This is a genomic window from Echinicola rosea (assembly GCF_005281475.1).
GTDB classification, from domain to species: Bacteria; Bacteroidota; Bacteroidia; order Cytophagales; family Cyclobacteriaceae; genus Echinicola; species Echinicola rosea.
Genome location: NZ_CP040106.1, coordinates 1,099,778 through 1,119,838 on the forward strand (window position 1 = coordinate 1,099,778; position 20,061 = coordinate 1,119,838).

The 20,061-nt window shown below is 44.8% G+C and carries 14 protein-coding genes, 2 tRNA genes and 1 pseudogene; 8 read left to right on the forward strand and 9 right to left on the reverse strand.

The genetic code is table 11. The features are described 5' to 3' along the window. Nucleotides 1–25: 25 nt before the first annotated feature. The 7 genes from FDP09_RS04620 to FDP09_RS04650 all read left to right on the forward strand — a co-directional run bounded on the left by FDP09_RS04620 (nt 26) and on the right by FDP09_RS04650 (nt 7,625). Nucleotides 26–961 (forward strand): DUF368 domain-containing protein, encoded by a 936-nt coding sequence (locus FDP09_RS04620; RefSeq protein ID WP_137401533.1) that lies wholly within the window; start codon nt 26–28, stop codon nt 959–961. After that, a complete protein-coding gene (locus FDP09_RS04625; RefSeq protein WP_137401534.1) occupies nt 958–1,698 on the forward strand; it encodes a shikimate dehydrogenase family protein in 741 nt (246 codons plus the stop codon). Before FDP09_RS04620 ends, FDP09_RS04625 begins: the two co-directional genes overlap by 4 nt. A 511-nt stretch (nt 1,699–2,209) precedes the next feature. After that, nucleotides 2,210–3,460 (forward strand): aminotransferase class I/II-fold pyridoxal phosphate-dependent enzyme, encoded by a 1,251-nt coding sequence (locus FDP09_RS04630; RefSeq protein WP_137401535.1) that lies wholly within the window; start codon nt 2,210–2,212, stop codon nt 3,458–3,460. Nucleotides 3,461–3,798: 338 nt separating this feature from the next. Beyond that, nucleotides 3,799–4,269 (forward strand): very short patch repair endonuclease, encoded by a 471-nt coding sequence (locus FDP09_RS04635; protein ID WP_137401536.1) that lies wholly within the window; start codon nt 3,799–3,801, stop codon nt 4,267–4,269. A gap of 94 nt (nt 4,270–4,363) precedes the next feature. Beyond that, complete coding sequence (dcm, locus tag FDP09_RS04640; RefSeq protein WP_137401537.1) at nt 4,364–5,563, forward strand: DNA (cytosine-5-)-methyltransferase; 1,200 nt, start codon at nt 4,364–4,366, stop codon at nt 5,561–5,563. Beyond that, a complete protein-coding gene (locus tag FDP09_RS04645; RefSeq protein ID WP_137401538.1) occupies nt 5,560–6,861 on the forward strand; it encodes an MvaI/BcnI family restriction endonuclease in 1,302 nt (433 codons plus the stop codon). Before dcm ends, FDP09_RS04645 begins: the two co-directional genes overlap by 4 nt. A 107-nt stretch (nt 6,862–6,968) precedes the next feature. Continuing rightward, nucleotides 6,969–7,625 carry an HAD family hydrolase gene (locus tag FDP09_RS04650; RefSeq protein WP_137401539.1) on the forward strand — a complete coding sequence of 219 codons (657 nt, stop codon included), beginning with the start codon at nt 6,969–6,971 and terminating at the stop codon, nt 7,623–7,625. A gap of 79 nt (nt 7,626–7,704) precedes the next feature. Here the strand turns inward: FDP09_RS04650 and FDP09_RS04655 are convergent, their stop codons facing one another. The 9 genes and pseudogenes from FDP09_RS04655 to mutS all read right to left on the reverse strand — a co-directional run bounded on the left by FDP09_RS04655 (nt 7,705) and on the right by mutS (nt 19,408). Further along, a complete protein-coding gene (locus FDP09_RS04655; protein ID WP_137401540.1) occupies nt 7,705–8,127 on the reverse strand; it encodes a secondary thiamine-phosphate synthase enzyme YjbQ in 423 nt (140 codons plus the stop codon). 455 nt (nt 8,128–8,582) lie between these two features. Next, nucleotides 8,583–9,959, reverse strand: a complete 1,377-nt coding sequence (gene radA, locus FDP09_RS04660; RefSeq protein ID WP_137401541.1) for a DNA repair protein RadA — start codon at nt 9,957–9,959, stop codon at nt 8,583–8,585. A 178-nt stretch (nt 9,960–10,137) separates the two neighbouring features. Beyond that, nucleotides 10,138–12,954 (reverse strand): DNA polymerase I, encoded by a 2,817-nt coding sequence (polA, locus tag FDP09_RS04665; RefSeq protein ID WP_137401542.1) that lies wholly within the window; start codon nt 12,952–12,954, stop codon nt 10,138–10,140. A gap of 1,703 nt (nt 12,955–14,657) precedes the next feature. Next, nucleotides 14,658–15,542, reverse strand: a pseudogene (locus FDP09_RS04670) (IS110 family RNA-guided transposase); the annotation flags it as partial. A 36-nt stretch (nt 15,543–15,578) separates the two neighbouring features. After that, a complete protein-coding gene (locus FDP09_RS23685; protein ID WP_187328795.1) occupies nt 15,579–15,740 on the reverse strand; it encodes a hypothetical protein in 162 nt (53 codons plus the stop codon). Nucleotides 15,741–16,096: 356 nt separating this feature from the next. After that, complete coding sequence (locus FDP09_RS04675) at nt 16,097–16,336, reverse strand: GIY-YIG nuclease family protein (RefSeq protein ID WP_137401544.1); 240 nt, start codon at nt 16,334–16,336, stop codon at nt 16,097–16,099. Nucleotides 16,337–16,398: 62 nt separating this feature from the next. Beyond that, a tRNA-Leu gene (locus FDP09_RS04680) sits at nt 16,399–16,482 on the reverse strand. Between the two features lie 92 nt (nt 16,483–16,574). After that, nucleotides 16,575–16,647: transfer RNA gene (locus tag FDP09_RS04685), tRNA-Gly, on the reverse strand. A gap of 151 nt (nt 16,648–16,798) precedes the next feature. Further along, complete coding sequence (gene mutS / locus FDP09_RS04690) at nt 16,799–19,408, reverse strand: DNA mismatch repair protein MutS (protein ID WP_137401545.1); 2,610 nt, start codon at nt 19,406–19,408, stop codon at nt 16,799–16,801. A gap of 88 nt (nt 19,409–19,496) precedes the next feature. Between mutS and FDP09_RS04695 the strand changes: the two genes are divergently transcribed. Next, a complete protein-coding gene (locus tag FDP09_RS04695; protein ID WP_187328796.1) occupies nt 19,497–20,042 on the forward strand; it encodes an RNA methyltransferase in 546 nt (181 codons plus the stop codon). The last annotated feature ends 19 nt before the right edge of the window (nt 20,043–20,061 follow it).

The window sequence follows — 20,061 nt, forward strand, 5'->3', positions numbered from 1 at the left end:
GCAGTCGCTTTCTTTTAATTGCTACATGAGACACACCAAACATTACCTTCTGACTTTCCTGAAAGGGATGGGCATGGGGGCAGCGGATATTGTACCGGGCGTTTCCGGTGGTACCATCGCCCTGATTACCGGCATTTATGAAACATTGCTGGACAGCATCAAGTCGATCGACTTAGAAGCACTAAAATTGTTGGCACGCTTTAAGCTCAACGCCCTGTGGAAGCATATCAACGGGAGTTTTTTGGCCGCCTTGTTCGTCGGAATATTTACCAGTATCTTTACCCTTTCCAAGCTGATCACTTACTTGATGGATGTACATCCGATCCCGCTGTGGTCGTTCTTTTGTGGATTGATCATCATTAGCTCGGTGCTGATTTTGCGGGATATCAAGCGATGGAATGTCATGGTCATTATGGCCATCCCAGTAGGGGCTTTGGTGGCTTATTGGGTGACCGGGCTGAATCCCGTAGAATCTCCCAATGCCATGTATTTTACCTTTATCTCGGGAGCCATTGCCATATGTGCGATGATCCTTCCGGGAATTTCTGGCAGCTTTTTGTTGTTGATCTTGGGTAAATACGAAGCCATCCTTACGGCAGTGACCGAAAAGGATTTCCTTACCTTGGGGGTATTTGCAGTGGGATGCCTGGTGGGACTGCTGTCGTTTTCGAGGCTCATCAGTTGGCTGCTAAAAAACCACCATGCGGTGACCATTGCGGTGCTGTCTGGTTTTATGTTGGGATCGATCAATAAAATCTGGCCATGGAAAAAAGTAGTGAGCTATAGGATTTCCAGTAGCGGAGAGCAAAAGCCCTTCATTACGGAAAACCTTTTGCCAAACCACTACTTGGCAGAGACCGGCAGTGAGCCGGAATTCTTTATTGGTCTGTTGGCTTTTCTGTTTGGAATATTGCTAGTCATAGGATTGGAGAGAATGGCATTTTATTTAAAAAAGAAATGAGAAAATTCGGACTTATCGGTTATCCTTTAAAGCACTCCTTTTCCGGGAAATACTTCGCGGAGAAATTTGAGCGTGAAGGCATTCATGACTGCCAGTACGATTTATATGAAATTGACACCATTGGCAAATTCCCGGAATTGATCAAAAACAATCCGAGCCTGGAAGGCGTCAATGTCACCATTCCTTACAAAGAACAGGTGATCCCCTATCTGGATGAACTGGAGCCAGGCTGCAAGGCTATCGGTGCCGTAAATTGCATCAAAGCCCAAGAAGGCAAGCTCATCGGTTACAATACCGACTATATTGGTTTTAAAGAATCACTGGATGCTTGGCTGGATGGCCAGCGTCCAAAAACCCTTATATTGGGCACAGGAGGGGCGTCCAAGGCTGTAAAACAAGCCCTTGAATCCCTCGATATGCCCTATCTCATGGTGTCCCGAAATGCCAATGGCCAAAATGGACGGATCACTTATGATGACCTTATCAAAAACGAACAATACCTTCAAGAATACTTTTTGATCGTCAACACCACCCCGCTGGGGACTTTCCCCAATACCGAGGAAATGCCCGCTATCCCAGTGGACCAGATCGGCAGGGAACACAAGGTGTATGACTTGGTTTACAATCCAGAAAAAACCTTCCTAATGCGGTCTCTTGAAGCCCGTGGTGCAGTAGTAAAAAATGGTTTGGAAATGCTCCAACTTCAGGCAGAAGCTGCCTGGAAGATTTGGAACTAGTGTCACCGTTGATTGATGCTTGCTTTCGCTCATTTCTCTGTACTTCAGTATGTAAAAGAGTCGGCGAACGGTGGAAATGCGTCAATGTAAACGTGCATGACACTAGATAGAAGCCCGGGGATTGGGGTCCATTGCAAATGGAATCCAGTATTGGTGCCAAGCTGCTGATGCCCATACACTCGTCTATGAGGTCTGTGCTGTGGCTGTCATGGATACGATCCCCGCGACTTTCTATTAAACCCGGAATATGCATTAGCCTATCTGTTGCGACCTGATCCGCCGCGGCGGACAAAATCAGTCGTTTCACTTTGGTTTTCGGCATAACCGTAGCGGTGCTACGCTAATGCCTCCAAACTAACTGATTTTCTTGCACTTTCAGCTCTCACTACGATTCCCAACGCATAATCCGGGTTAAAAAGGGAGGTTTGGAGACCGTATCTCTTGGGGCGATCTTTCCTCTAAAAACCACCTTGAAACCTCCTAAACTTTCAAACATTACAACACCAAAACCATGTATTGGAAAAAATTATCACACGAAGAAGTAAAGAAAGCCGTATTTGAGGCATTAAATAAAAATCATAATTACAGAGGAGAAAATCCGGCACTTGGTGTACCGGGTACGTATTTGGACACGACAGAATTCTATCATGATGCGCCATTTCTGAAAGATGCACCTTTCATGTCGGTCATGGTCCAAAACCCCAACCATATCGGAATCCACACGTTGAGTGAGGAATCCGTCCTTGACCTCTTTCAGGGCACCCAAAAAATCGAACGAGACCTGATCAACTTGGTGGCCGAGGAGGTCTTTGCCGGAGAAAAAGGCCAGCAGGACGGCTATGTGGCCACAGGAGGTACCGAAGCCAATATACAGGCCATGTGGGTGTACCGGAATTTCTTCCAAGCCGAATTTGGTGCCAAGACCAAAGAAATCGCTGTGGTCTATTCCAGTGATTCCCACTATTCCATGCCCAAAGGCGCCAATCTGCTCAACCTCCACACCATCACCCTGGAAGTGGATGAGGAAACCCGCCAGATTACGCAGGAATCCTTGGAAAGCAACATCACCAAGGCAAAGGAAAATGGCATCAAGTACTTTATAGTCATCGCCAACCTCTCCACGACCATGTTTGGCTCGGTGGACGATGTGGACCGCTTGGGAGATTACTTCACCACGGCCAATGTCACCTTTAGAATCCACGTGGATGCAGCCTACGGTGGCTTTATCTATCCCTTTACTGATGAGGAAAGTGCCTATACCTTTAAGAATCCCTATATCACTTCCTTTACAAGTGATGGCCACAAAATGCTCCAAACACCTTATGGCACAGGGCTTTTTTTGATCAGAAAGGGCTATATCCACCATGTATGTACCGAAGAAGCCCAGTACATTCCCGGGAAGGACTATACGCTGTGCGGATCCAGGTCAGGAGCCAATGCCGTGTCCATGTGGATGATCCTAAAAATCCACGGTTCTGAAGGCTGGAAATACAAAATGGCCTCCCTCTGTGACCGTACCGAAAGGATCTGCACCCGACTGGACCGGATGGGCGTAAAATACTTCCGAAACCCGCACTTGAACATCATTACCATCAAGTCGGAATTCGTCTCACCAAGAATTGCCAAGAAGTATAATCTCGTGGCAGACAGCTATGAGCACACGCCAAAATGGTACAAAATCGTAGTCATGCACCACGTAAGACAAGGAGCCCTGGACAGCTTCCTGATGGATCTGGAAGGGGAATTGGTCAGTAAGAGCTAACCAAATAGGGCTGTCAAAAACCGTCATTGTCATAAGCAGGAAAAAAGCTAACATTTGGATTCTCTCCACTGCTTAGGCAATGACGGTTTCCCCTTCATGTACCATTGAAAGCAACCATATCGATGGAAAAGTGAAGCAAACTTTTTTTGAATTTTGCATTGAGCAATGCCATCGGTTGGCAGAAATACCCAAAAGGACAGGGCAGTAGGTGTTGATCAGTAAAGCTGGACGTGAAAGATCACTATATCAGGCATCGAAAAGTCGAAAGAAACGTATCTATAGAAACAGTCCAAAACTGGCCAAGGCCCTGAATATGGATATAATGGATTTCGCCTGAAATGAAAAAGCCCTACCCCGTGCAAAAGATCAGCGTACCTCGCTTCAATGAGGAAAACGGCTTCTACACGACGAAGCAGCGGTCTTTTATGATGTCTCGGATCAAGGGAAAAAACACCAAACCGGAAAGGCTCCTCAAAAAAGCCCTCTGGCACACCGGTCTCCATCACCGCTCAAACAAGAAAAAATTCCCCGGTAAACCGGACATTACATTTATCAAGTACAAACTGGTCATCTTTATCGACGGCTCTTTCTGGCACGGTCACAACTGGCCCGAACGCAAACATGCCATCAAATCCAACCGCGACTTCTGGATCCCCAAAATTGAGCGCAACATGCAGCGCGACCAAGAAATCAATGCCCATTACCGACAAAAAGGCTGGACAGTCCTAAGGTTTTGGGATTTTGAGGTAAAGAAGGAATTGGGGGTTTGTGTGAGGAGGGTAATTGATCATGTAGCTGGTTTTAATTAGTGAGACAGTAGTTGTCGCATTTTGAAAATTCGTTATACCCTTATTTTGGCAAATTTATGATATATTTGAAAATCAAATCCAAGCTCTATAGTTCATGCCAAATTACTCAGATATTAGGAAAAAGCTTAAAGTTAATGTAAGCAAACCAGAACAAACCGAGTTAGCTCACCTTACACACTTTTTACAAACTATAGATAACGGAGCTAAAAGATATTTTGAAAAAGAAGCACAAAACTATGTATTATCACTTCAGGGAAGTGAAAGTATAGTTGAAGAGCCATGGTATCAAGGATACTTACCTCTTAAATGGGATGTTCCATTTCCCCCTCCTGAAAATCCTACATTTAAATTTATTGACTTATTTGCAGGTATTGGTGGATTTCGACTAGCATTCCAAAACCTGGGGGGCAAATGTGTTTTTTCCAGTGAGTGGAATCATTTTGCTCAACAAACTTATGAAGCTAATTTTGGTGAAGTTCCGTTTGGAGATATTACCAAAATAGATGAAAAAGAAATACCTAGTCACGATATTTTAGTTGCAGGATTCCCTTGCCAACCATTTTCCATTGCAGGAGTATCAAAAAAAAATGCATTAGGTAAAAAACATGGTTTTTTAGACGAAACACAAGGGACATTATTTTTTGATGTCGCAAGAATTCTAAAGTTGAAAAGACCCAAATCATTCCTACTTGAAAATGTAAAAAACTTGGTTTCCCATGATAAGGGAAATACGTTCAAAGTAATCTTGGGAACTCTAAAGGAACTTGGTTACAATGTTCATTTCAAAGTTTTGGATGGAAAATACTATGTCCCGCAACACAGAGAGAGAATTGTTATAGTTGGGTTCGATAAAGATGTCTATAATGGAGAAGAGTCTTTTGAATTTCCTAAAATGCCCGAAAATCCACCTTTAGTTGTTGAAGATATTCTAGAAAGAAATGTTTCAGAAAAATATACATTATCTGAAAAGCTTTGGAATTATCTACAAACCTATGCCAAAAAGCATAAAGCTAAGGGAAACGGTTTTGGATTTGGATTAGTTGAGATGGATAGCATTACGAGAACACTCAGTGCTAGATATTATAAAGACGGGTCTGAAATATTGATACCACAGGAAGGAAAAAACCCACGTCGATTAATCCCAAAAGAATGTGCAAGACTACAAGGATATCCGGATGATTTCCAAATACCTGTTTCTGACACACAAGCTTATAAGCAATTTGGAAATTCAGTAGTGACCTCTTTAATGCAAGACGTGGGAAAACAAATTTTAAAAGTTATTCAAACTAAATGAATCTTGAAACCCTATTAGATATTTTTGACAATAATGGCTGTAGTAGAGTATATGTCAAAAATCTTTCTCCGAACGACAACTCTAAAAATCAAGTGTATCTCGCAGGAAGTTTTGATATACTTAATGTTTTCCCAATCAATGAAATTATCGCAGATTCATCAGGTAAATGGAAAAAAGATAGATTCAAAGCTAGTGTCTCATTTTCATGGATTCAGGAGGATAGTTCTATTTATCCAGCACCAAATGCACAGTTGATTTTATATCCAAAATATCCTGAAGTTAGGTTTTCAGGATTTTTAGCAAGATGCCACAATCCACCTTCTTCATTAATGACTCAAAGGCTTGAAGGAAGATTACTTTTTTTAGCTGCAAATAAGCTTGGAAAAATTTTCGGCCATGTTTCTGATCCAAACTGTACTATTACAAAAGAATTTAATAACCTTAGTGAATTATCACAACATGGAGTATTTAAAGTAATAGATGTACCATCTAGCCAAAATTCGAAACTTTTATTACTTAAAGAACTCACAAGAATCCATGATTTAGGATGGATAACATCAAAAAGGTTAAGTACGGAAGGTTTAGTTATTCCTTGTAAATCTTCCAACTGTGGAGGATATACTTTAGAAGCTGAACTAGGCATTACTCCAAATGGATATTCAGAACCTGACTATTTAGGTTGGGAATTAAAACAATTTGGGGTACAAAATTTTCAAAAAATATACCGCTCAGTGATTACTTTGATGACTCCTGAACCCAATGGGGGAATATATAAAGAAGAAGGTGTTGAAGCGTTTATTAGAAAGTTTGGCTATCCAGACTTAAGAGGGAGAAAAGACAGGATTAATTTTGGAGGAATCCATAAAGTAGGGATCAGACATCCTAGAACTAAACTCAGGATGGAACTTATCGGATTCGATAATTCAATTAATAAAATTAAACAAACTGATGGGAGAATAGCTTTGATTGATGATTACGGTACTGAAGCTGCAAGCTGGTCCTTTACTTCCTTAATTAAGCATTGGAATCGAAAACACAATCAAGCTTGTTTTATCCCATCCATTTCATTAACAGTACCAGAGCGAAAATACCATTTTGGCAGCAATATTATCTTGGGAGAGGGGACGGATTTTATATTTGTTTTAAACGAGCTATTTAAGGGAAATATTTACTATGATCCTGGTATAAAATTAGAGAATGCATCAACAAAGCCTAAATCAAAAAGAAGGAGTCAATTTAGAACAAAATCCAGCAGTCTTATAAATTTATATCAAAATCATGAACTTATTCAACTATAAAAAGATAGAATTTATTTCATTAAAACCTACCGTATCTTCCTCCCCTTTTAACAAACCAATAACTTCCATTTCCTTCCCAATCCCACAAAAAGCCCTAATTTTGCGGCATGGAAAATTTTGCAGTGATATTTGATATGGACGGGGTGATCTGTCATACCAATCCGTTCCATTCCCAAGCCTTTGATCGGTTTTTTGAAAAGCGCGGCATGAAGGCCAGCAAGGAGGAATATGCCGACCATATGTACGGGAAACCCAATAGCTATATTTTCAGCTATTTTCTGAAACGAGAGGTGACGCCGGAAGAGCTGGTCGAACTGGAGAATGAGAAGGAGGGGCTTTTCCGCGAAATCTACAGTTCACAGGTAACCCCCGTGCCGGGCTATATGGCGTTCTTGGCGAGCCTGAAGGAACAAGGCTTCCGAACGGGCGTGGGCACTTCCGCTCCCCGTGCCAATATGGACTTGATCATCGATACCCTTGGCATACGCGCCAACATGGAATCCCTCATGGCCAGCGAAGATGTCACCACCCACAAGCCAGAGCCGGAAGTCTATCTCAAATCAGCCGATAACTTATCCACAAAACCAGCCAATTGCGTGGTTTTCGAGGATTCCTACTCTGGCGTTTCCGCGGGGATCAATGCGGGAATGAAGGTAGTCGGCGTGCTTACTTCCCACACTAAGGAGGAACTACCGCCATGCGATATTTACATCAAAGACTACAACGAAATTACCGTAGAAAAAGTACAGGAACTGCTGCAATAATTTTTAAAAGCAATTTCCTGTATATAAAAAATAAAACCGTGTGGAAAAGTCTGTGGATTACAGCTTTTTACACGGTTTTTTATTTTCCCATGGCAGTGATCACCAACTTCCTTGAGCCACCATGGTCTCGAAATTCACCAAGATAAATGCCCTGCCAAGTCCCTAGGGCCAGTTTTCCTCCAGAAATAGGAATAGAAACGGAGCAGCCAAACAAGCTGCTTTTGATATGGGCGGGCATATCATCTGGCCCTTCATAAGTGTGGATAAACCGTGGATAACTTTCAGGAATCATGTCATTAATGAACGTTTCGAAGTCTTTTCGGACGGTTGGGTCGGCATTTTCATTGATGGTGAGACCGGCAGAGGTATGCTGGATAAACACCTGCAAAGTACCCGTTTGAATTTCCCTGATTTCCGGGATTGAAGACTCCACCTCCCCGGTGATCAAATGGAACCCTCTAGCATAAGGCCTTAACGTCGTTTGTTTCTGAAAGAATTTCATATGTGGTATCGTTATAATATTATTAAATGTTTTATGGAACGCAGATGACGCTGATTTCTTAAGATCATCACTGATTTACCTTTTTTCACCTCCCCTTTTAGGGGACTGAGGGGTAATCGCTGGTCATTTTTTTAATAATACGTTTTCCTGCCAGCAGGTTTCATTTCTCACTGAACACACAAAATACCCAGAATGAAATATAGCTCTGCTGGGATTTCAGTGGCTTCTGCGCGAACATATTAATTATATCTGGAATACTAGTGTCATTGCAGCTAAACACATCTACTTTTTTCACCCATTCCACTTCCCTTTTGGTGAAACATTCATCAGTGCAAATCTCAACCATCTGCGTACTATAAATTTATGGAACGCAGATGACGCTGATTTCTTAAGATTATCACTGATCTAACTTTTTTTCCTAACCTGTTAGGGGACCGAGGGGTAATATCCACAGTTCAGTTGAACAATCGCTGGTACATCTCCTCCAGTTTGGAAACGGGGATGACTTGGATTCCAAATGTGGATAAGTCCACTCCCTTGACAGCATATTTGGAGACAATGATCTTCTTGAAACCGAGTTTATCTGCTTCGGCAATGCGGTTTTCGATGCGGTTTACGGCGCGGATTTCACCGCCCAATCCCACTTCACCTGCAAAGCACAAGTCTGGCGATACCGGTGTGTCTTCGTACGAAGAAAGTAATGCCGCACACACGGCCAAATCCAAGCCTGGATCGTCCACACGCATACCGCCGGCCACATTCAAGAATACATCCTGCTGTCCCAAGCGCATTCCCCCGCGCTTCTCCAAAACAGCCAAAAGCATATTTAACCGCTTGGCATCATGGCCAGTGCTGCTTCGCTGTGGAGTGCCATAGGTGGCTGGACTGATCAGCGATTGGATTTCTATCAACAGCGGGCGATTTCCTTCCAGCATGGCACCGATGGCCACGCCATTGAGCACTTCCTCCCGTTGGCTGAGCAGAATCTCGGAGGGATTGGCCACACCTCGGAGGCCTTCTGCGCGCATTTCATAGATGCCGAGCTCATTGGTAGAGCCAAAACGGTTTTTGGAAGTACGCAAAATCCGATAGGAGAGATGCCGATCACCTTCAAACTGCAACACGGTATCCACCATGTGTTCCAAGATCTTTGGCCCGGCGATGGAGCCGTCTTTGGTGATATGGCCAATTAAAAAAACCGGAGTGCCTGTTTCCTTGGCAAATTTCATCAGCTCCGCCGTACACTCTCGTACTTGGGAGACCGATCCAGCGGCAGATTCCACATGCTTGCTGTGCAAGGTCTGGATGGAATCGATCACCAATACTTCTGGCTTCAGCGTCTCTATCTGCTGAAAGATCACCTGTGTGTTGGTTTCAGAAAGCACAAAACAGTTTTCACTGTGATATTGCATCCGATCAGCACGCATCTTGATCTGGCTCTCACTTTCCTCGCCAGAGACATACAGCACACTGGTTTGGTTCAGGATCAGGGCTATCTGGAGCATCAAGGTGGACTTGCCAATGCCCGGCTCGCCACCAATAAGGGTCAGTGAACCCGTGACGATCCCACCTCCCAAAACACGGTCCAATTCTGCATCTTTGGTAACCAAACGAGGGTGCTCCTCATAATTGATATCCTGTAATTTTCTGGGCGAATTACTCCGTTTCTTTTTTTCAGAACCCTGTTTCCAGCTTCCGCGGGCATTTTCTTCCTTGTGGATAACCTCTTCTACAAAAGTATTCCACTCCCCACAGGCCGGACATTTGCCGACCCACTTGGGACTTTGGGCACCACAGTTTTGGCAGAAGTAAGCGGTCTTTATTTTTGGCATTTGTTTAGGATATTAACATGTGTCCTTCCTAGAGATCCGGCAGAAAATGAAGTCCACTAATTTCACGAATTAACACAAAATAAATGATGACAAGATAGGCTGGCAATCGTATATCAAAGCATTGAATCCTTCGGATCACATATTTTTCAATATTCCAATTTTATAATCTTCCAATTCCCTAATGCGCTTCCAACCAATCCTTGCCGACACCGACTTCCACCTGCATGGGGACTTCGATCTCTAAGGCCTTGGTCATGATGGACGGAATTTCCTTTTTCAACAAATCCACCTCATCCTTATGCGCATCAAAAACCAGTTCATCGTGTACCTGAAGGATCATTTTGGATTTCAGCTGTTGTTCCTGCATCCACTTATGCACATGGATCATGGCCACTTTGATCATGTCTGCAGCGCTTCCCTGGATAGGAGCATTGATGGCGTTTCGCTCGGAATAGCCGCGCATGGTGGCATTACGGCTGTTGATGTCCCGGAGGTAGCGGCGGCGACCAAGGATGGTCTCGACATATTCGTTTTTGCGGGCCTTTTCGATGCAGTCGTTCATGTACTGGCTCACGGCAGGGAATTCCTTGAAATAAGCATCGATAATTTCCTTAGCTTCACCTCGCGGAATATTGAGCCGCTGTGACAATCCGAAGGCAGAAATCCCATAGATAATGCCAAAATTGGCCGTTTTGGCCTTTCGGCGCATATCGCTGGTCACGTCGTCCAATTCCACCTGGAAGATCTTGGCAGCTGTGGTGCTGTGGATATCTCGTCCTTCCCTAAATGCCTCGATCATGGATTCATCCTGCGAAAAAGCCGCCATGATGCGCAGTTCGATCTGACTGTAATCTGCCGCCAAGATTACGTGATCGTCATCCCTAGGCACAAAGGCCTTTCGGATCTCCCTGCCGCGTTCTGTTCGAATGGGAATATTCTGTAAATTTGGGTTGATAGAGGAAAGCCTCCCTGTAGCTGCAACTACCTGATTATAAGTCGTATGTATGCGTCCAGTTTTAGAATTGATCAAAGTGGGCAAAGTATCCACATAGGTATTTTTCAACTTCACCAATTCCCGGTAATCCAGGATGGCTTGGGCAATCTCATGCTTTGGCGCCAGCTTGGAAAGCACCTCCTCACCTGTGGCAAATTGGCCCGTTTTGGTTTTCTTGGCCTTCGGGTCGAGCTCCATCTTCACGAAAAGTACTTCACCCAGTTGCTTCGGAGAAGCCAGGTTAAACTTGACACCTGCCAACTCATACACTTTCTTCTCAATCTGGACAATGTCTTTCTCCAAAGCTGTGGATAACTCGGCCAAACTGTCCTTGTCAATTCTTACACCCTCATATTCCATGGCCGTCAGCACGGGGATGAGTGGTGTTTCCACTTCATAAAAAAGCTTCTCCAATCCGCGCTCCTTTAGGTCTGGATTCAGTTTTTGTGCCAGCTGCAAGGTAATGTCGGCATCCTCAGAAGCGTATTCTACCACTTTATCCACATCGGCATCCCGCATATTTCCTTGCGATTTTCCTTTCTTGCCAATAAGCGTTTCGATGGATACGGGCCGGTAATTCAAATAATGCTCCGCCAGCCAATCCATATTGTGCTTCCCTTCCGGTTCGATCAGGTAATGCGCCAGCATGGTATCGTAGAGTTTGCCCTTCAGCCCAATATCATAGTTCTTAAGCACCAGCGCATCATATTTTAAGTTTTGGCCGATTTTTGTGACCGCCTCATTTTCAAAAACGCCTCTTAGTGGCTCCAGAAGCTTTTTGGTTTCTTCTTGGTCCGCGGGAACGGGAATATAAAAAGCCTCACCCGCCACGTAGGCAAAGGACAAGCCCACCAATTCTGCTTTATTGGGATCCAGATCCGTGGTTTCGGTATCAAAACAAAGTTCCTCCTGTAACTTCAAATATTCTACCAACTCCTCAATGGCCTCCAGTCCATCCACCTTGTGATAGGCATGTACCATTGAAGCCACCGAAGCCAACTGCTCCGGTTGCGGTATGGGGTTGATTTCTTCTATTTCCTCTTCCTCCTGCGCTTGATCCTCTGGTCCAGTAAACAGCCCCAATTGCTCATTGACTTTTACAGCCGGTTTTTTCATCTTCTCCCCAAACACACGTTGGGTCAAGGTCCGAAATTCCATTTCTGCAAAAAGGGCCTTCAGCTTTTCTTCATCTGGCCCATCATATTCCAAGGCCTTGGGATCAAACTCGATGGGGACGTCCTGTTTGATGGTGGCCAGTTCCTTTGATAGCAGGCCTTGCTGACCAAAGTTTTCCACATTTTCCTTTTGCTTGCCCTTCAGGTCACCGACATGCTCCAATAGGCCCTCGATGGTACCATAGGCTTTTAACAGCTTCTTGGCCGTTTTTTCGCCTATTCCCGGGATGCCCGGAATGTTATCCACAGCATCTCCCATCAGGCCAAGGATATCCCGCACCTGGTCTGGATCTTCAATTTCCCATTTTGCACAGACTTCCTTTGGCCCCATTACATCCACCGCATTGCCCATAAAGGCGGGCTTGTACAGAAAGATGTGCTCTTCCACAAGCTGTCCATAATCCTTGTCAGGCGTCATCATGTAAACCTCAAAATCCTTGTATTCGGCCTTCTTGGCTATCGTCCCGATAATGTCATCGGCCTCATAGCCATCCAGCTCCAAAATAGGGATGTTAAAACCCTCCACAATCTGCTTTACCCAAGGAATGCCTACGGTGATGTCTTCTGGCTGCTCTTGCCGATTGGCCTTATAAGCCTCAAACTGCTCATGGCGAAATGTCGGTGCCGCCGTATCGAAGGCCACCGCAATATGACTGGGGGATTGCTTCTCGATCACCTCCAAAAGGGTATTGGTAAACCCTAACATAATTCCGGTGTTCAACCCTTTGGAATTGATCCTTGGGTTTTTACTAAAAGCAAAATGGGCCCGATAAATCAGGGCCATGGCGTCTAAAAGAAAGAGTTTTTTCTTGTCGGAACTGGGCATGGATATAATCTGCTTAGAATGTACGAATTAGCCTGCCGGCCAATCTTGGCACCAGCACAGGGAAGGCTAAATTACAAATTATAATGGAAAGGAAACGCAGTCTTCACCCAGTTATTGGTAATCTCATCTGCTACACCCTTCCAGTTGTTCCACCAGCACAACTGATGTTCCAACAGCCCTGCTGTAGGATCACTTAAAATTGGGTTTTTAACTCAATATGGATCAAGTCATATTTTTGGGGGCTTTACTACAAGGACGCATTACAAATGCCTTGCTCAACAGTTCGCGCTTCTAATCCGTAACTAGAGCGTAATTAGCCCCTGCCTTATGCTGGAACAGTAAGAAGCCACGAAGGCACCAAGGCGCTAAGTGTTTTTTGAAAATTATAGATCAAGCACACGACAATCGGTTAGTCCGACTAAATTTTAAATACTCAAAAGAAGTACGCTTAGGGGAAAACACATAAGGCTTTTTTAAATTAACTCGTCCTCATGAGGATGATCAGAAAGTCCCCTTTAGGGGATTAAGGGGCAGGTTTTGGCAGATTTTCTTCGATCGCAAAATCTTTTCGGATCAAGCCGGTTGTTCCGACAGCTGTGCTGCGGAACCAAGTAAAATTGAGTTTTTAACTCAATACCACATACAGGAGTTATGCTTTGGAGTATGATTATGGGTAACAACATAGGAACATAGGCTACAATAGGATGATATGCATTTAGTCAGCGGCTGACTAATACTGGAACAGTAAGAAGCCACGAAGGCACCATGTCACTAAGTATTTTTTGAAAGTAATAGACCAAGCACACGACAATCGGTTGGTCCGTCTAAATTTTACATTCTCAGAAGAAGTATGCTTAAGGGAAAACACATAAGGCTTTTTTAAAATTAACTCGTCCTCATGAGGATGATCAGAAAGTCCCCTTTAGGGGATTTAGGGGCAGGTTTCGGCAGATTTTTTTCGAAAGCAGAACCCCGGTTGTTCCGACAGCTGTGCTGCGGAACCAAGTAAAATTGAGTTTTTAACTCAATACCACATACAGGAGTTATGCTTTGGAGTATGATTATGGGTAACAACATAGGAACATAGGCTACAATAGGATGATATGCATTTAGTCAGCCGCTGACTAATACTGGAACAGTAAGAAGCCACTAAGGCACCATGTCACTAAGTATTTTTGAAAGTAATAGACCAAGTACTCTACAACCCCCAATTCATCCCCCTTTGTGACTTCTATGTTGAAAAACAAGAGAATCAGCCAAAATCCTTTCATATAGGGTGTTTTTTTACAGTTTTCTCCCATAGTTTGTCAAAACAATCGACTAACTTGAAAGTGTTGGGCCGAAACGGAATCAAGCTCTGCCGGGGGGCAACTTGCCAGGGATAGGTCCTTCCGATGAATTATATTCATTTTAACTGCGGGCTTGGGAATCCCTGTCCGCAGTTTTCAGTATAATTCAGAAGCGGTATGCCTAAGAAAACCCCACCGGTGAAACCTGATCTTCACGGCCCGGCTTTTTTATACCGTCAAACTTACCTCTTTAATCAATCTTCTATCAGCGGTCTGTATCTCGCCGCATCGTATTTTCATTTCAAAGAGGAGGGGGATGCAACCTTTGTGTAGCGGTCCTCCCTGTTCAGGGTGCTGCAATCCCAAAATTTCATTTCTTCCCCCATCCTGATTTTCAAGGTATATTTTTCCTTATTATGATACTACTCCGGTCACATATTCTTTCCGGTGGACGATCACATACCTGATCCTGTTCAGCAGTTTCCTGGCAATCCTTATGATGGCCTTGTTCTTTGGCATTTTTTTGATAAGTTCATTGAACTTGGCCATTAATGCCGGATCCTGCCTTATGGCTACCCAGGAGGCTTCGATCAGCATGATCTTCAGCTCCTTTCTTCCTCTGTTGATCAGTTTGCCCACAACCATTTTATCGCCAGACCCATACATTCTTGGCACCAATCCCACATAATTACAGAGTTCATCAAGTCGCTTAAACCTTGTAAAATCTCCCAGCTGGGTCAGAAAGGCCATCGCCGACATTAAGCCTATTCCCGGAACGGTTACCAAAAGATTATAACTGTCCTTATAGCGGGATGTCCGGGAAAGCTCACGGACTTGCCTGTTGATGCCCAACAGCTCCTTTCTTAGGTTATTGACAATTCGCACATAGTTGTCAATGTGTGGACCTACCATCGGATCTGCACCGGAGAGGCTTAACAGCCAATCTGTGTAGGGCCTGGACCAATACCTTGTTTGTGCTGTTGTAAAACGTTCAGCCATGCTTATTCCAAATTGAAACAACAACGACTTGACCCTGTTCTTGTTTCTCGCAATATCTTTTACTATCCGGAACCTCTGACGGACTAACCCCCGGTCAGCTTCCAATTGCCTGTCCGGTATGTGGATGCCCGACAACGCGCCGCTTCTCAGGGACCGCGCCAGTTTTCTGCTGTCGGCCTTATCGGTCTTCTGCAACTTCTCTTTCTGGCTGGTGGGAACATCTGCCGGATTTATCACCATGCAGTTTACACCTAGGTCCCGTAATCGCCGGCAGGACCCAAAACCACTGAACCCCGCCTCATAAACGGCGTGATAGGCAGCTCCAGGGAAGTTCTTTTAAAGATAACGCACCAGTTGCTCCGCATCCGGGTCACGGCTCATCGTCTTGTGTTCGTATTGCTCGCCATAGATGCTGACCTTCCAGCTTTTCTTGTGGTAGTCAATACCTACATAAACAGATTGCCCCTCAAATATCTTTTGACTATCTTTCCTTTGCATAAGCTTGGTTCTTAACGTTTACATGATTTAATACTCTTGTTAAGTTAAGAATTTTGGCTTATGCACTTTTCAAACATAATACCTTTGTAGCCAACCAAAAAAATCAGTGAAAATCTGCCCAATCAGCGTCATCAGCGTGCCATTCAAAACGATTCCGCTTGACCCGAAATATAATCAAGAAATTAAAAAAAGTGACCCTAAACACAAAAAGCCGCGATTAAGCGGCTTTTCTGTACCAGGAGCGGGACTTGAATCTACCTGGCTCTCCAATCCAATGCGTATAGTGTAGGTGTCAGCAAAGGTGTTACAGGCGGCAATCCTATTTAATTTTGGCCATCTAGACAGGCCCGCACGTCCTAATGGAAGCTGTCTCTCAAATACCGCTTGCCATTTCGGGATTTGAGGTATTTCTCATGCTCCCTTGCCTGCAACCGTGTATCAAACTCTTTGGTATATATCAACTTGAACGGCCTATAGGGTTTAGTGGTTCGTTCATACCCTGCATTGTGTCGATTGATTCGTTTTGGGAGGTTTGACGTCATTCCGACGTAGATGTAATTGCGGTTTTCACTGGAAATGGCATAAACAGTAAACATATTTGATAAACTATAAAAAAGTGACCCTAAACACAAAAAGCCGCGATTAAGCGGCTTTTCTGTACCAGGAGCGGGACTTGAACCCGCACGTCCTAATGGACACAAGATTTTAAGTCTTGCGTGTCTACCAATTCCACCATCCCGGCTTCTTCTATGGGTATAGAAGTAATATGGTGAGTTGTTTGGGCGTAAAATAAACCCAGAAACAAGAAAGCCCTTTTTTTCAAGGGCTCTTGAGAGCGAAAGACGAGATTCGAACTCGCGACCCCGACCTTGGCAAGGTCGTGCTCTACCAGCTGAGCTACTTTCGCTTGTGATGAAAATCGTGACGTTGACCGTTTTATCTCCGTCATTGTGAGTGCAAATGTACGCAGCTTTTTGAAAACCACAAATATCACACTCAATATTTTTTAAGATTTCTCACCATACAATGCTACCATGCTGATTTTCAAGGAGATTTTTTTAATCCAGTTTTTTCTTGATTTCATTGAGTTTTAGCAAGGCTTCCACGGGGGAAATGGTGTTGATGTCTATGCTGTCCAATAATTCCTGAGCCTCCTTGAACTTCGGGTCGATCTCAAAAAGACTCAGCTGGAAGTTGTTTTTAGGCACATCATTCATCTTTTCCTTTTGTTGGTTCATGTCCTTGTCCTTTTCCAGATGCCCCATGATCTCCGAAGCACGTAAGACTACCGGGTTAGGCATCCCGGCCATTTGTGCCACATGGATCCCAAAGCTATGCTCACTGCCGCCTTCTTTTAGTTTTCGCATAAAGATGACTTTGTCGGCCACCTCTTTCACGGATACATTGAAGTTTTTCACCTTTGGAAAATCCTCCGCCAACTGATTGAGCTCGTGGTAATGTGTCGCAAACAGTGTTTTGGCATTGAACTTCGGATGGTTGTGAAGGAATTCCACGATGGACCAAGCGATGGAAATCCCATCATAGGTGGACGTACCACGGCCGATTTCATCCATCAGCACCAAGCTGCGATCAGAGAGGTTGTTCAGGATGCTGGCCGTTTCGGTCATTTCTACCATAAAAGTGGATTCCCCTTTGGAAAGATTATCCGATGCTCCTACCCGTGTAAACACCTTGTCGATAATGCCTATTCGCGCATACGAGGCGGGCACAAAACTTCCCATTTGCGCCATCAGTACAATCAGTGCGGTCTGGCGAAGCAGTGCCGACTTACCGGCCATATTGGGGCCTGTGATGATGATGATCTGCTGGGTGCTGTTATCGAGGTAGATGTCATTGGGCACGTAATCTTCCCCGATGGGCAGTTGCTTTTCGATCACGGGATGACGGCCATCTCTAATTTCCAGGCTGTCCGTATCGGCGACTTTTGGCCGGCAATAGCCATTTTGGCTGGCGACGATGGCAAAAGACAGCAAACAGTCCACGGTGGCCAAAATCCGGGCATTTTCTTGGATTTGGGTGACGTATTCCACGGCACTTTGCACCAGCAAATTGAAATATTTATGCTCCAGCACCACGAGCTTTTCTTCGGCATGGAGGATTTTATCTTCGTATTCCTTCAGCTCTTCCGTGATGTACCGCTCAGCATTGACCAAGGTTTGCTTTCTGATCCATTCGGGTGGTACTTTGTCCTTATGGGTATTGGACACTTCCAGGTAATAGCCGAAGACTTTATTGTAAGCGATTTTCAGGGAGCTGATGCCCGTGCGCTGAATTTCCCGCTGCTGGATCTGTACCAGGTAATCCTTCCCAGAAGTAGATAGCTTGCGGTATTCGTCCAGCTCGGCGTCCACACCATCACAGATGATATTCCCCTGATGGGTCAGCATGGGCGCATCTTCCTTGAGCTCCTTGTCGATTTTTTCCAGCAAGAATTCACAGGCGTTGATCTGGTCGCCCAGCTTTTTGAGGGAAGGGTTCTTTTGCTTTTTGAGCAATTCCTTAATGGGAAGGCTGTTTTTCAGGGCTTTTTTCAGCTGGTTCATCTCACGGGGATTGATCCGTGCCACGGCGACTTTGGAAATCAGCCTTTCCAAGTCACCAATGTGTTTCAGGTGACTGAGGATTTCTTCGGCCAGGTCCTGCTCTGCATGGAAATGGTCCACGACTTTCAGCCGCTCTTCGATGGGTGCCTTTTCCTTAAGGGGCAATACCATCCATTTTTTCATCATGCGGGAGCCCATCGGCGTTACCGTCTGGTCGAGGATTTGGATCAGCGGCACCCCTCCATCCTGCTGTGGATAAACCAACTCCAGGTTTCGAATGGTGAACTTGTCCAGCCAGACAAATTTCTCCTCGGCAATCCGGGAAATCGCTGCAATATGCTTGACTTCCTTGTGCTCGGTCTCTTCCAGATAGTAAAGGATGGCACCTGCAGCGATGATGCCCTGCTCCAGGTTTTCGATGCCAAAGCCCTTAAGATTAGCGGTTTGGAAATGTTCGGTCAGCTTTTCGTAAGTGTAATCATACTGAAACACCCAGTCCTCGCAGTGGAAGGTCGTAAAATCATCTTTGAGCAACTCGGCTGCTTTGGTCTTGTCCGCTTTGGAATAAATGATCTCGGATGGGCTAAAGCTCTGCAGGAGTTTCTCGATATAGGAAGCCTTACCCTCGGCACACATAAATTCCCCTGTGGATAAGTCCAAAAAGGCAATGCCCAAATTTTCCTTATTAAAATATACCGATGCCAAGTAATTGTTTCGGCGTTTGTCGAGGACATTGTCATTAAAAGAAAGACCTGGCGTGACCAACTCGGTGACGCCCCGCTTGACGATGCCCTTGACATCCTTGGGGTCTTCCAGCTGGTCGCAGATGGCCACGCGATTGCCGGCACGGACGAGCTTTGGCAGGTAGCTGTCCAGCGAATGGTGTGGAAAACCGGCCAGTTCGATATGGCTGGCGGCACCATTGGCACGCTTGGTGAGGACGATGTCCAAGACCTTGCTAGCTTTGACGGCATCTTCACCGAATGTCTCGTAAAAGTCCCCCACTCTAAAAAGCAACAATGCCCCTGGATGTTTGGCCTTGATGCTGTTATATTGCTTCATCAGGGGCGTTTCTTTCGCTGCTTTTGCCTTTGCTTTGGCCATCTTTTACCGGATTTAAATCTTTCGTGTTACTTTTGGTAATTATTCAAAGGCTGAAATTAATCGATTCAAGAAGGTAAACAAAAACCGAATGAAAAAATTAAGCATGGACGAGCTTAACCGACTGTCCGTCGAGGAATTTAAATCATCCGATAAAATTCCATTGGTCATCGTACTGGACAATATCCGTAGTCTGAACAATGTGGGCTCGGCATTTCGGACTTCCGATGCATTCCGTATCCAGAAAATATACCTCTGTGGCATTACCGGCACGCCGCCCCACCGCGATATCCAAAAAACCGCACTGGGTGCTACCGAATCAGTAGAATGGGAACACGTAGCGAATACTGTGGAAGCTATCGACAGGCTGAAAGAACTGGATTTTACCATCTGTTCCTTGGAGCAAGTGGAAGGCAGTACAATGCTGAACACATTTCATCCCGAAGCAGAAAAAAAATATGCGTTGGTTTTTGGCAATGAAGTCTTTGGCGTCGAGGAAGAAGTCATCCACGCCAGTGACCATATCCTCGAAATCCCCCAAATGGGCACCAAACATTCCCTGAACATTTCCGTGAGCATGGGCATTGCCATCTGGGATTTTGTCTCTAAGCTCGGAGTGCTGAATGGGGATACGTAGCATGATAGAGGAAAGAGCT

What these genes read in the sequence shown, in the direction of transcription:
- FDP09_RS04620 (WP_137401533.1), top strand. Translation starts at nt 26, where the DNA reads ATGAGACACACCAAACATTACCTTCTGACTTTCCTGAAAGGGATGGGC.
- FDP09_RS04625 (WP_137401534.1), top strand. Translation starts at nt 958, where the DNA reads ATGAGAAAATTCGGACTTATCGGTTATCCTTTAAAGCACTCCTTTTCC.
- FDP09_RS04630 (WP_137401535.1), top strand. Translation starts at nt 2,210, where the DNA reads ATGTATTGGAAAAAATTATCACACGAAGAAGTAAAGAAAGCCGTATTT.
- FDP09_RS04635 (WP_137401536.1), top strand. Translation starts at nt 3,799, where the DNA reads ATGAAAAAGCCCTACCCCGTGCAAAAGATCAGCGTACCTCGCTTCAAT.
- dcm (WP_137401537.1), top strand. Translation starts at nt 4,364, where the DNA reads ATGCCAAATTACTCAGATATTAGGAAAAAGCTTAAAGTTAATGTAAGC.
- FDP09_RS04645 (WP_137401538.1), top strand. Translation starts at nt 5,560, where the DNA reads ATGAATCTTGAAACCCTATTAGATATTTTTGACAATAATGGCTGTAGT.
- FDP09_RS04650 (WP_137401539.1), top strand. Translation starts at nt 6,969, where the DNA reads ATGGAAAATTTTGCAGTGATATTTGATATGGACGGGGTGATCTGTCAT.
- FDP09_RS04655 (WP_137401540.1), bottom strand. Translation starts at nt 8,127, where the DNA reads ATGAAATTCTTTCAGAAACAAACGACGTTAAGGCCTTATGCTAGAGGG.
- radA (WP_137401541.1), bottom strand. Translation starts at nt 9,959, where the DNA reads ATGCCAAAAATAAAGACCGCTTACTTCTGCCAAAACTGTGGTGCCCAA.
- polA (WP_137401542.1), bottom strand. Translation starts at nt 12,954, where the DNA reads ATGCCCAGTTCCGACAAGAAAAAACTCTTTCTTTTAGACGCCATGGCC.
- FDP09_RS23685 (WP_187328795.1), bottom strand. Translation starts at nt 15,740, where the DNA reads ATGCAAAGGAAAGATAGTCAAAAGATATTTGAGGGGCAATCTGTTTAT.
- FDP09_RS04675 (WP_137401544.1), bottom strand. Translation starts at nt 16,336, where the DNA reads ATGTTTACTGTTTATGCCATTTCCAGTGAAAACCGCAATTACATCTAC.
- mutS (WP_137401545.1), bottom strand. Translation starts at nt 19,408, where the DNA reads ATGGCCAAAGCAAAGGCAAAAGCAGCGAAAGAAACGCCCCTGATGAAG.
- FDP09_RS04695 (WP_187328796.1), top strand. Translation starts at nt 19,497, where the DNA reads ATGAAAAAATTAAGCATGGACGAGCTTAACCGACTGTCCGTCGAGGAA.